The 12277-nt window shown below is 73.9% G+C and carries 10 protein-coding genes, 1 rRNA gene and 1 pseudogene; 2 read left to right on the forward strand and 10 right to left on the reverse strand.

Annotated features, from left to right (window positions below; all coding sequences use genetic code 11):
* Positions 1–19 precede the first annotated feature (19 nt).
* The 5 genes from recN to ACPA54_RS38540 all read right to left on the reverse strand — a co-directional run bounded on the left by recN (position 20) and on the right by ACPA54_RS38540 (position 4885).
* On the reverse strand, positions 20–1777 hold the full coding sequence (gene recN / locus ACPA54_RS38520) for a DNA repair protein RecN (protein WP_423537173.1): 1758 nt from the start codon (positions 1775–1777) through the stop codon (positions 20–22).
* A gap of 22 nt (positions 1778–1799) precedes the next feature.
* On the reverse strand, positions 1800–2816 hold the full coding sequence (locus ACPA54_RS38525; RefSeq protein ID WP_423537156.1) for an NAD kinase: 1017 nt from the start codon (positions 2814–2816) through the stop codon (positions 1800–1802).
* A gap of 168 nt (positions 2817–2984) precedes the next feature.
* Positions 2985–3788 (reverse strand): TlyA family RNA methyltransferase, encoded by an 804-nt coding sequence (locus ACPA54_RS38530; RefSeq protein WP_423537158.1) that lies wholly within the window; start codon positions 3786–3788, stop codon positions 2985–2987.
* Positions 3789–3866: 78 nt separating this feature from the next.
* Positions 3867–4145 carry a hypothetical protein gene (locus tag ACPA54_RS38535; protein WP_423537160.1) on the reverse strand — a complete coding sequence of 93 codons (279 nt, stop codon included), beginning with the start codon at positions 4143–4145 and terminating at the stop codon, positions 3867–3869.
* Positions 4142–4885: a hypothetical protein gene (locus ACPA54_RS38540; protein ID WP_423537162.1), complete on the reverse strand. Its 744-nt coding sequence runs from the start codon at positions 4883–4885 to the stop codon at positions 4142–4144. Before ACPA54_RS38540 ends, ACPA54_RS38535 begins: the two co-directional genes overlap by 4 nt.
* Positions 4886–5115: 230 nt before the next feature.
* Between ACPA54_RS38540 and ACPA54_RS38545 the strand changes: the two genes are divergently transcribed.
* Positions 5116–5457: an alkyl sulfatase C-terminal domain-containing protein gene (locus ACPA54_RS38545; protein ID WP_423537163.1), complete on the forward strand. Its 342-nt coding sequence runs from the start codon at positions 5116–5118 to the stop codon at positions 5455–5457.
* A gap of 87 nt (positions 5458–5544) precedes the next feature.
* Here ACPA54_RS38545 and ACPA54_RS38550 read toward each other — a convergent pair whose 3' ends face one another.
* Both ACPA54_RS38550 and ACPA54_RS38555 read right to left on the reverse strand, forming a co-directional pair.
* Entirely contained in the window at positions 5545–6594 is a 1050-nt protein-coding gene (locus tag ACPA54_RS38550; protein WP_423537165.1) for an HAD-IIA family hydrolase, read from the reverse strand.
* Positions 6595–6607: 13 nt separating this feature from the next.
* Complete coding sequence (locus ACPA54_RS38555; protein WP_423537167.1) at positions 6608–7060, reverse strand: tetratricopeptide repeat protein; 453 nt, start codon at positions 7058–7060, stop codon at positions 6608–6610.
* A gap of 98 nt (positions 7061–7158) precedes the next feature.
* On the opposite strand from ACPA54_RS38555, the gene ACPA54_RS38560 reads away from it, so the two are divergent.
* Positions 7159–8469: a DUF1015 family protein gene (locus ACPA54_RS38560; RefSeq protein ID WP_423537169.1), complete on the forward strand. Its 1311-nt coding sequence runs from the start codon at positions 7159–7161 to the stop codon at positions 8467–8469.
* Positions 8470–8659: 190 nt separating this feature from the next.
* Here the strand turns inward: ACPA54_RS38560 and ACPA54_RS38565 are convergent, their stop codons facing one another.
* The 3 genes and pseudogenes from ACPA54_RS38565 to rrf all read right to left on the reverse strand — a co-directional run.
* Positions 8660–9349, reverse strand: coding sequence for a hypothetical protein (locus tag ACPA54_RS38565; protein ID WP_423537171.1), 690 nt, complete (start codon positions 9347–9349; stop codon positions 8660–8662).
* Positions 9350–9588: 239 nt separating this feature from the next.
* Positions 9589–10428 (reverse strand): annotated as a pseudogene (locus tag ACPA54_RS38570) (hypothetical protein); the annotation flags it as partial.
* A 1765-nt stretch (positions 10429–12193) separates the two neighbouring features.
* Positions 12194–12277 (reverse strand): 5S ribosomal RNA (gene rrf / locus ACPA54_RS38575); the annotation flags it as partial.

Consider the following 12277-nt stretch of genomic DNA (forward strand, 5'->3'; position numbering starts at 1 on the left):
GCCGGGGACGTGGGACGCGTCACTTTCCGCGCTTTCCGGCCTTCGCCGGGCCCGCCGCCTTCGCCTGCGCGGCGGTGTCGAGGAGTTCCTCGGCGTGCGCCCGGCCCAGCTCGGAGTCCTCCAGGCCGGCCAGCATCCGGGACAGCTCGCGCACCCGGGCGTCGTCGTCGAGCGCGACGACGCCGGACCGGGTCACCGTCCCGTCGTGCGACTTCTCCACCACCAGGTGCCGGTCCGCGAACGCGGCCACCTGCGGCAGGTGCGTCACCACGATGACCTGCGCGTTCCGCGCCAGCATCGCCAGACGGCGGCCGACCTCGACCGCGGCCTTGCCGCCCACACCCTGGTCGACCTCGTCGAACACGAACGTCGGCACCGGGTCCGCGCCCGCGAACACCACCTCGACCGCGAGCATCACCCGGCTCAGCTCGCCGCCGGACGCGCCCTTGTTCAGCGGCCGCGGCGGCGCCCCCGGGTGCGGGGCGAGCAGCAGCTCGACCTCGTCCACGCCCGACGGCCCGTACGCCAGCAGCCGTCCGTCGACGGCGAGCCCGTCCGGGTCCTCGACGCCGGTCACCGCGACGGTGACCCGGGCGTGCGGCATCGCCAGCGCACTCAATTCCGAAGTCACCGCCTCCGCAAACCGGTCCGCGGCCGCCTTCCGGGCCTGCGACACCTCGCCGGCCAGCTCGGCCAGCTCGGCCCGCAGCGCGTCGCGTTCCTCGGCCAGTTCGCCGACCCGGTCGTCGTCGCCGTCCAGCTCGGCCAAGCGCAGCGCGGACCGCTCCGCCCACGCCAGCACCTCGGCGATGTCCGACCCGTACTTGCGGGTCAGCCCGGACAGGGCCGCGCGGCGCTCCTCGGCCACGGCGAGCCGCACCGGGTCCGCATCGACGCCCGCCGCATACGACGCCAGCTCGGTCGCGACGTCGGCCACCAGGTAGCCGACCTCGCCGAGCCGCTCCGCGAGCGCGGCCAGCGCCGGGTCGTGCCCGGACACCGCCTCCACCGCCCGACGGGCCGCGCCGATCAGCGTCGTCGCATCCACGCCTTCCACCGCGGTCTCCGGATCGAGGATCAGCGCCTCGTGCGCGGTCGTCGCCGCCGTCCGCAGCGCGTCCGCGTGCCCGAGCCGCTCCGCTTCCGCGGCCAGCTCGGTGTCCTCGCCGGGCAGCGGCGCCAGCGCCTCGATCTCCCCCAGCCCGAACCGCAGCAGGTCGGCTTCCTGGGCCCGCTCCCGGGCCCGCGTGGTGATCGTCTCCAGTTCGGCGGCGACCTGCCGCAGCCGCTTGTAGACCCGCCCGTACGAGGCCAGCGGCTTGGCGACCGCCTCGCCCGCGTACCGGTCCAGCGACGCGCGCTGCCGGGACGGCCGCAGCAGCCGCTGCTGGTCGGTCTGGCCGTGCACCGCGATCAGCTCGTCCGCCAGGTCCGCGAGCAGGCCCACCGGCACCGACCGGCCGCCGACGTGCGCCCGGCTGCGGCCCTCCGCGGACAGCGTCCGGGTCAGCAGCAGCGCGTCCTCGTCCAGATCGGCGCCCGCATCCGCGGCCCGCACCGCGGCCGGCGCGTCCGCGGCCAGCCGCACCCGGCCCTCCACGACCGCGCGGCCCTTCCCGGTCCGCACCAGACCCGCGTCCGCACGCCCGCCGAACAGCAGGCCCAGACCGGTCACCACCATCGTCTTGCCCGCCCCGGTCTCCCCCGTCACCACGGTGAAGCCCGACGCCAGTTCGACCACGGCGTCGTCGATGACTCCGAGGCCCTGTATGCGCATTTCTTCCAGCACGGCGACGACCCTACGGGTTCTTCGGCCCCGGGACGGCGTCCCGCGGGGAAACGACGGAATCGGGCCCGGTCCCCGGAGAACCCGGCAGCTCACCGGCCTCCGGCACGTCCGCGGCCTCGACGGCCTCGGGAGTGTCGTGCGGCCCCCCGCGCCACCCGCGCACCGGCAGCGCGAACTTCGCCACCAGCCGGTTCGTGAACGGCGCCTCGTGCAGCCGGGCCAGCCGGATCGGCTCGGCACCACGCCGCACCTCCACCCGCGCCCCCGGCGGCAGATCCACCGTGCGCCGCCCGTCGCACCACAGCACGCCCTTCGGCGTCTCCGGCAGCACCTCCACCGCGAGCACCGAACGCGGCGACACCACCAGCGGCTTCGCGAACAGCGCATGCGCACTGATCGGCACCATCAGCAGCGCCTCGACCTCCGGCCACACCACCGGGCCGCCCGCCGAGAACGCGTACGCGGTCGAACCGGTCGGCGTCGCACACACCACGCCGTCCCCGCCCCACCGCGACAGCGGACGCCCGTCCACCTCCGCGACCAGCTCCAGCATCCGCTCGCGCGACGCCTTCTCCACCGCGGCCTCGTTCAACGCCCAATTGGTGGCCACCACGTCGCCGTTGACCCGCACCACCACGTCGAGCGTCATCCGTTCCTCGACCTGGTAGTCGAACCGCACCACGCGGTCCACCACCTCGCCCAGGTCCTCGCGCTCGGCCTCGGCCAGGAAACCCACCCGGCCCAGGTTCACCCCGAGCATCGGCACCCGCGCGTCCCGGACCAGCTCCGCGCCGCGCAGCAGCGTCCCGTCGCCGCCCAGCACGATCGCCAGCTCGCAGCCCTTCGCCGCGCCCGGCTCCGCCGGCACCACCTCGATGCCCGGGTGCGGCAGCAGCTCCTCGGCCTCGGCCTCCAGCACCCGCACCACGATGCCCGCCTCGACCAGCCCGTCGACGACCAGCCGCGCGCTGCGCAGCGCCGCCGGACGCCCGGTGTGCGCGACCACCAGGACAGTGCGCCCCGTCATGCCATCGCCCGCCCGTCTCCCCGTACCTGAGCCGTCGTTGCCGTCGTTGCCGTCGTTCCCGTCAACCGCATCGCGCGACCGTATCGCGCCCCACCGCCATCGCCGCGCCGGATCCACCGGACGCGGCGCGGGCCGCACCGCGCGGACCCGCACCATCGGGCAACCCGGTCACTGCGGGCCCTCCGCGACCGCACGCGCCACATCCTCCGGATCCAGCGCGGGCGCGCCACGGCGCAGCCACACGAAATACTCCACGTTCCCCGACGGCCCCGGCAATGGGCTGGCGGTCACACCCAGCACGCCCAGCCCCAGCCCGGCGGCCTGCCCGGCCACCGTCCGCACCGCTTCGGCGCGCAGCTCCGGATCCCGCACCACCCCGCCCGAGCCCAGCCTCTCCCGGCCGACCTCGAACTGCGGCTTCACCATCATCACCAGGTCCGCGTCCGGCGCCGAGCAGCGCACCAGCGCGGGCAGCACCAAGCCCAGCGAAATGAACGACAGGTCGCCCACCACCAACCCGGCCGGCTCCCCCACCTGATCCGGCGTCAGCTCCCGGACGTTCGTGCGGTCCCGCACCGTCACCCGGTCGTCACTGCGCAGCGACCACGCCAACTGCCCGTAGCCCACGTCCACCGCGACCACATGCCCGGCACCCGACCGCAGCAGCACATCGGTGAACCCGCCGGTCGACGCACCCGCGTCGATACAGCGCCGCCCCTCGACCACCAGCCCCCGCGGCACGAACGCGGCCAGCGCACCCGCCAGCTTGTGCCCGCCGCGCGACACGTAGTCCGGATCCGCGTCGTCCTTCGCCACCACCACGGCCGCCGACGTCTCCACCTGCGTCGCCGACTTCGTCGCCGTCGCCCCGCCCACCGACACCCGGCCCGCGGCGATCAACTCCGCCGCATGTTCCCGGGACCGCGCCAATCCCCTGCGCACCAGCTCCGCGTCGAGCCTGCGTCGTGCCACGGTCCCTGCCCGCCTCGATCTCGAATTCCCGATCCGGCGGACCCGGCCGCAAGGCCGGCGACCGCCGTCAGGACACGCCTAGCGGTCCAGGCCCGTAAGGACCTCCCGCAATTCCCGGTGTACATCCTCGTACACCTCGGCATGCCGCTCGGTAGGCAGGACCCCGGCCTGCGTCAGCCGTGCCACCGCACGGTCCACCTCCGGCTCGCCCGTCGGCACCGGAGGCTCCACCTCCAGCGGCGCGACCTCCTCGACCGCGGGCTCGGCCCCCGGCACACCCTCCGGCCCGGCGTCCGCGGCGGCGGGCCCGGACGGCTCGGGCTCCGCCGGGCGCGCCACGTCCCACACGTTGCTCACGCCTCGCCGTCCTTCCGAGGCGCCTCGGCCGACGTCTCCGCGGACTTCGGCGGCGCCGCCTTCTTCGCCGCGGCCTTCTTCGCAGGGGCCTTCGTCTCCGCCGACTTCGCGGTCCGCGCCGCCGCGGTCTTCTTCGCCGCCGACTTCACCGGCTTGGCCACCGGTTTCGCGACGGGTTTCGCCACCGGCTGCTGCGCCGCGGCCTTCTTCGCCGCCGCCTTGCGCGCGGTCCGCGCCGGCGTCACCGTCCGCCGCGCAATCGGCGAGCCCGGCTCGGCCTCCTTCGGCGCCCGCGCACCGGACGAACGCACCGGCACCGGCTCCTCGTCCGCCACATCCACCACCACCGGCTGCGGACGCGACGGCCGCCGCGGCGCCGACGCCTGCGCCAACCGGTGCTCCAGATCCGTCACCCGGTGCTCCAGGCGCGCGACCTCGTCCTCGACCCGGCGCACATCGTCCGCCCACGGCCGCAGCCGCGCCATCGCCTTCTCCACCTCGCCGCGCACCACGCCGACCAACAGGTCGCGGTTCGCCTTGCCGGTGGTGAACAGATCGTCGGCGATCTGCTGCACGTACTGGGGCACCGTCTGCGCCTGCTGCGCCACCTGGGCGGGCACCCCGTCCAGGTCCACGCCCGTCTTCTCGACCAACTGCTTCGCAGCCTCCGTGACCCGCTGGACGGTCATCTCCGTCAGCCCAGTCGCGATCTGCAGGTAACTGCGCAAAGCATCACGCATGGTCCGGCGCCTCCCGGGCTCGCTCGGTGTCGCAGGGGCCATCTCCTGGCCGTACTCCCCTACTGTCCCGACGCTACCGCCTCCACACCCGTCAAGCCGTCCGCGTCGGCCGAACGGGCAAGCCACGCCTTCCCGGGACATGCCGGGGGATGCCGTGGGATAGCGTCATGACACACCCGTCTCCCGCACCCCACACCCGTGATACACCCGCGATCCGAAAGGGCGCTGCCATGGCGACCGTCGACGAATGCCGCGCCGCACTCGACCAGTTCTCCGCCAAACTCGGCGGCGCGGAAGGCGACGCCGGGCGCGCCGCGCACCTCGACCGCAGCCTCAGCTGCCGCATCCCCGACCTGGACACCACCTTCCGCGGCCAACTGCGCGGCGGCGCCCTCCACGACATCACCACCGAACCCAGCGGCGACAAAGCCCAGATCCGCCTGGAGATCGGCAGCGACGACCTCGTCGCGCTGGTCGCCGGCAAGCTCGACTTCGCATCGTCGTGGGCCCGCGGCCGGGTCAAACTCGAGGCATCGATCAAGGACCTGCTGACGCTCCGCAAGCTCCTCTGACCGACACACAGCCGGCACACGGCGACACAGCCCGACACAGGCCCACCGTCCGGCTCCGACCGGCCCGGCCGGACACCGCCGATCGGGCTAAAGCCCGGAAGCCGCCAGCGTCTTCGCCGCCGCGGCCACATCCACCTCGCCGCCCGCGTCCGCGGCCTCCCACACCGCCGGACACGCCGCACGCAACGCGTCGTACGGCTCCCCCTCACCCGACAGCACCACATCCCCGCCGGCCACGCGCACCGTCCAACCCCCGCACGACCACACCACATCCGCCGTCACACCGGTCGGCCCACCCGACCGCACCCCCCGCGGCAACGGCTCCAGGAGCGCCCGCAAATCCCGCGCCACAAACGTCGGACGACTCCCCCGCGGCGCCCCCAACACCCCTGCCACGTCCGTCACCCCCGTCATCACCAGCAAGGAATCCACCCCGCCCGCCACCGCACCCTCGATGTCGGTGTCCAGCCGGTCCCCCACCACCAACGGACGCCGCGCCCCCGTCCGCAGCATCGACTCGCGGTGCAACGGGAGTTCCGGCTTCCCCGCCACCACCGGCTCGGCACCCGTCGCCGCCCGCACCACCCCGACCAACGCCCCGTTGCCCGGCGCGATCCCCCGATCGGTCGGAATCGTCAGATCCGCATTCGACGCGAACCACGGCAGCCCCGCACCCACCGCATACGACGCCTCCGCCAGCAACCCCCAGTCCACCGCGGGCCCGAACCCCTGCACCACCGCCACCGGACCATCAGCCGCCGACCCCACCGGCACCAGACCCCGCTCACGCAGCGCCGCGACCAAACCCTCCGCACCGACCGCCAGCACCCGCGAACCCGCCGGGAAACGCTCCGCCACCAACCGCGCCGCGGCCTGCGCCGACGTCACCACATCCGACGCCTCCGCCGGAACCCCCAGCTCAACCAGATGCGCGGCCACCGCCTCCGGCGTCCGCGACGCGTTGTTCGTCACGAACGCCAGCACCATCCCGGCCGCCCGCGCCCCCGCCAACGCCTCGGATGCATGCGGCACCGCACGCGGACCGGTGTAGACGACCCCGTCCAAATCCAGCAGCGCGACGTCGTACACCTCCACCGGAACCACCGCGTCCGCTCCGCCCGCACCCGCCGCACTCACACCCGCTGCCCTCCTACATACCGGTCTCCCGGGCCCGCAACGTCGCCCGGGCCTGAGTCAGCGCCACACGGTAGTGCTTCGTCCCCGGACGCATCGCCACCGCCAGCGCCAAATGCTCCACCGCCGTCTCGAAGTCCCCCACCCGCGACGCCGCCAAGCCCCACCCGAACTGCGCGTAATCGTCCGCCGGATCGGACTCCGCCACGGTACGGAACTCCGCCAACGCCGCCGCATACCGGCCCGCGTCGAACAACGCCCGCGCCAACGCCTCCCGCACGCTCCGCGACTCCGGCACCGCCTCCGCCGCCCGCGCCAGCAACTGCGCCGCAGCAGCCGGATGCCCCGAATCCAGTAAGCCGACACCCCGCCGGTACCACTCGTACGCATCCCCCTCGGGCACCCCCGACGCCCCAGCGCCGCGCCCGCCACCCTCGCTGCCGAACTGCTCCTGCGGCCCACCCGTCATCGTCCGCTCCCGTCCGCCGCGCCGGCGCCCGTGCCCCGGGCCGGTCGGGGAGCCGAGGCGCCGACCCCCCGCGCGATCATGGCCGTAGCATGCCCCCCATGGACCACGCCGACACGAACGGGCTCGATCTCGCGCCTTTCCGGGGACTGCGCTACGACCCCGCCAAGGTCGGCGACCTCGCGCTGGTCACCTCGCCGCCCTACGACGTCGTCGAACCCGGCGGCATCGGCCTCCTCGAGGACTCCGACCCGCACAACATCGTGCGCGTCGTTCTGCCCCGCTCGGACCCCCGTGCCGACGCGTGCGGCGCCGACGGCCCCTACGCCCACGCCGGCGTCACCCTGCGGACCTGGCTCGCCGAAGGCATCCTGCGGCCCGACCCGGAACCCGCCCTCTACGTCTACGAGCAGGTCACCGCCACCGCCCACCAACGCGGCCTCATCGGCGCCCTCGCCCTCGGCGGCCGCGAAGGCAACCCCGCGGTCCTGCCCCACGAAGACGTCATGCCGGGACCGGTCGCCGACCGCACCGACATCATGAACGCCACCCAGGCCAACCCCGAGCCCATCCTGCTCGCCTACTCCGGCGACGGCCCCGCCTCCGACGCCATCGACGCGGCCTGCGCCGACGGCCCACCGCTGCTCGACACGCGCACCCCCGACGGCACCGAGCACCGCCTGTGGGCCATCACCGACCCCGACACGCTCGCGGGCATCCGCGCCGACCTCGCCACCCGTCGCGCTCTCATCGCCGACGGCCACCACCGCTGGGCCGGCTACCGGCGGCTCCGCGAAATGGCCCGCGCGGCCGGCCGCGGCCCCGGCGCGTGGGACCGGGGACTCGTCCTCCTCGTCGACACCGCCCGCTACCCGCTCCAGGTCGGCGCGATCCACCGCGTCCTGCCCGGCCTCGCCGTCGACCGCATTCTCGAAGGCCTCCTCGCGCACGGCCCGGCCGGCTCCGGCGCGTTCCTCGCCCGGCGCGTCGAAGACCCGTGGCCGTCCGTGCTCTGGACCCTCGAACGCGCCGAAGGACCCGCCTATCTGCTCACCGGCAACGGCTCGTTCCACCTGCTGACCGATCCCGACCCGGAACTCCTCGATGCCGCCGTGCCGTTCGACCGGCCCGCGACCTGGCGCAACCTGGACGCGACGATCCTGCACGCCGCCCTGCTCGACCGCGTGTGGAACGTGCCGGACGATCCGGCGCACATCACGTACCACCACGACGCGGTCGCCGCGATCCGCGAAGCCCAGCGGACCGACGGGACCGCGGTCCTGCTGCGCCCGGTCGGCGAGGCGCTGGTCCGCGACCTGGCGGAGCAAGGCGTCCGGATGCCGCGCAAGTCGACCTCGTTCGGACCGAAGCCGGCGACGGGGTTGGTGCTGCGGAGCCTGGCGCTGGATTGAGGGCCGGGGGCGGGCCGCAGGACGTGGCCGGCCGAGGGGTGGTGACGGAGCGGCGGGCAGCCGGCGACAGACGGAGCGCCGGCGATCGAGTGTGCGGATGAGCCGATCGCACGGGGCCCGTTATTGATCACTATCGATCGCCGATGCCGTTCGGATCCGACCGATTACGCCTGCTGCTGTCCGCGTTCGGTCACTGCCGATACGGGCCGTTTGCATCCTCGGCGGGCGTGCCGACCTCGTACAGGCGCTTCTTCAGCAGCTCCGCCGCGCGCTCCGGCGACGTGTGCACGTCGAACCACGAGCGGTGCCGGTGTTCCCCCGGGCGGTGCAGGTTCACGGCCACCCACGAGTAGACGCCCCACAGGATCTCCCGGCGCCGCTCCGGCGCGCGGACCGCGAGCGCGAACGGCACCGCCATCCCGGCCCGCACCAGGGTCATGGTCTGCGGCGACTCGTCGCCGTCCTCGGCCGGCTGCGGAATGCCCCCGCTGAGGAACACCGGATCGTGCGTCACCTTCATCCAGTCGACGGTCGACCCGGGCACCTGCTCGACGAGCGCATCGGTCACACCGTCGCGCACCACACCCGGCAGATCGCCGAGCATCCATGCGAGAAAGTGATCGACTTCGCTCAGCTTCGCGAAGTCGTCCTGCGGCGGGCCGAACCGAGGATTCGGCTCGTACTCACCAGTGAGCACGCCGTCGTCGCCCACCGCCCAGCCGCCGGCGACCGCTTCGACCGGGACGTAGCCGTCGGGATCGTCGACGTACTCGGTGCTGATCTCGTAGATCCATCCGCCGGGCTGCGCGGCCGCGGCCTCCGCCAGATGCGGCGGCGGTGTCCGCCACTCGCTCCGCGACCCGGACTTGCTCTCGCCCACGCCTGATGCCTCCCCAAGCCCGCCCGTCAGCCGGACAAGCCTACAAACGAAAGTGGCCCGGACTCCTGGGGAGTCCGGGCCACTGGGGTCATCTGCGACGACTTCGCCTACTTGTCCTGCGCCTTGTCGGCCGCCTCGTCGCGCTTTTCGTCGCGCTCCTCGTCGGTCACGGCCGCGGGGAGGTCGTCGTCATCGTCGAGGTCGTCGTCGGCGAAGACGTCGATCTCGTCGGCCTCGCGGTCGTCGACATCGTCTTCTTCGTTTTCGTCCTCGTCGAAGTCGTCCTCGTCTTCGTCTTCGTCTTCGTCTTCGTCTTCGTCGAAGTCGTCCTCGTCGTCCGCGGCACGCCGCGTGCGGTCGCCGGCCTCGGCGATCTCCTCGTCGACGTCGTCGATCTCCGGGTCGTACGCGTCGACGAACTCCGAACCGTCCAGCTCGGCCAACCGCTCCGCGGCACCCGTCGAACCGTCCGCGTCGGCATCCGCGGCACGCGCGAACCACTCGCGCGCATCGTCCTCACGACCGACCGCCAGCAGCGCGTCCGCGTAGGCGTACCGCAGCCGGCCCGACCACTCGCGCTGCGCCGGCGCGTTCAGCTCGGCCACCTGGAGCGTGACCACGGCGGCGTCGAGCTGGCCCATGTCGCGGCGCGCACCGGCGGCGACGATCCGCAGCTCGATCTGCGCGGCCTTGTCCAGGTCCCGCACCTCCGGCGCACCCGCCATCTGCAGCGCGCGCTCCGGGCGGCCCAGACCGCGCTCGCAGTCCGCCATGACCGCCCAGTGCTCGTTGGAGCCGGTCATCCGGCGGGCGGCACGCAGCTCGGACAGCGCCTCGCTGTACCGGCCCGTCATGTACGCCGCGATGCCCGCGGCTTCCCGCACCGCCGGGACGCGCGACGCGAGCCGCAGCGCCACCCGCGAGTAGCGGTAGCCCGCCTCCGGGTCCTCGTCGATCAGGCGCCCGGTCATCACCAGGTTCTTGGCGACGTCGTCCGCCAGCGTCTTCGGCAGGCTCCGCAGCTCCTGGCGGGCGGCGGCGTCCAGTTCCTCGCCGGTCACGTCCGCCGGGATCGGCAGCCGGTCGACCGGCGGGTTCGGACGGTCGCGCTCGTCGAAGCCGAAGGGCCGACGGTTGCCGCGCTCGCCGCGGTCCCGGTCGCCGTACGACGACGGACGACGGTCGTCGCCGCCGCGGAACGGACGGCGCTCGTCACGACCACCACCGCGCCGGTCGTCCCGGTCCCGGGAGAACGAGCGGCGGTCGTCGCGCGCACCGCGGTCCTCACGCGGGCCACGGCTGTCGCGGGGTCCGCGGCTGTCGCGGTCGCCGTAGGACGGACGGCGGTCGTCACGCGGGCCGCGGTCGTCACGCGGGCCGCGGTCGAAGGAGCGGCGCTCGGGGGCGCCACGCTCACCGGACTGCGGACGGCGGTCGTCGCGCGGTCCGCGGCTGTCACGGTCGCCATAGGACGGACGGCGGTCGTCACGCTGCTGGAACGGACGACGCTCGCTGCTGCCGCCACGGTCACCGTAGGACGGACGACGGTCGTCGCGGGGCCCGCGGCTGTCGCGGTCGCCATAAGAGGGACGGCGGTCCTCACGCGGGCCACGGCTGTCGCGGTCGCCGTAGGAGGGACGGCGGTCGTCACGCTGCTGGAACGGGCGACGCTCGCCGCTGCCTCCACGGTCACCCTGCGACGGACGACGGTCGTCGCGCTGCTGGAACGGACGACGGTCGCCGCGGTCACCCTGCGACGGGCGACGGTCGTCGCGCGGTCCGCGGCTGTCGCGGTCGCCGTAGGACGGACGGCGGTCGTCGCGCGGGCCGCGGTCGAAGGAGCGGCGCTCGGGGGCGCCACGCTCACCGGACTGCGGACGACGGTCGTCGCGGGGTCCACGGCTGTCACGGTCCCCGTAGGAGGGACGCCGGTCGTCACGCTGCTGGAAGGGACGGCGCTCGCTGCTGCCGCCACGGTCACCGTAGGACGGGCGACGGTCGTCGCGGGGCCCGCGGTTGTCACGGTCGCCGTACGACGGGCGACGGTCCTCACGGGGTCCACGGCTGTCGCGATCCCCGTAGGAGGGACGGCGGTCGTCACGCTGCTGGAACGGGCGACGCTCGCCGCTGCCGCCACGGTCACCCTGCGACGGACGACGGTCCTCACGGGGTCCACGGTTCTCGCGGTCGCCGTAGGAGGGACGGCGGTCGTCACGCTGCTGGAACGGACGGCGCTCGCCGCCGCCACGCTGATCGTCCCGGTCACGGTTGAAGGGAGGGCGCTCGCCGCCGCCTTCGCGCTGGCCCGAGGAAGGCCGGCGGTCGTCACGGTCCCGGTTGAACGAACGGCGCTCGCCGCCCTGCCGATCCCGGTCGCCACCGCCGCCGCCGAACGACGGACGACGGTCATCGCGCTGCGGGTAGGAACGACGCTCGCCACCGCGCTCGTCACGGGAGTTCCCGCCGCTGCGGTCGCCGCGATCGTCGCGCTGCCCGAACGACGGACGTCCGCCGTCACGGCCGCCGCGCTCGTCGCGCCCGCCCGAGAACCGTCCGCCGCCGCCAGGTCCGCGCCGACCGGCGCCCCCCGAGTTCTGCGAACCACCCGAACGGCGATGCGGTCGCCCCTCAGAGGGATAGGACATGGGATTGACTCCTCGGATCATCGAACGGGCACGCCATCAACATGGCTGCGTAACCCATTGTCCCGCACGCGCCGACCTCCGACGTACCGGGCGGCAGCGGGAAGCGGCGCCGGCCCATGAGAAGGCGGGCCGCATATACGAAGCCATATAACGCAGTAAGGGGTTCCACCGTTGGGTGGAACCCCTTACTGTAAGTAAATTCCGGCGGCGTCCTACTCTCCCACACCCCTTCGAGTGCAGTACCATCGGCGCTGAAGAGCTTAGCTTCCGGGTTCGGAATGGG

It is taken from the genome of Uniformispora flossi, assembly GCF_049534875.1.
Taxonomy (GTDB): Bacteria; Actinomycetota; Actinomycetes; order Streptomycetales; family Streptomycetaceae; genus Yinghuangia; species Yinghuangia aomiensis.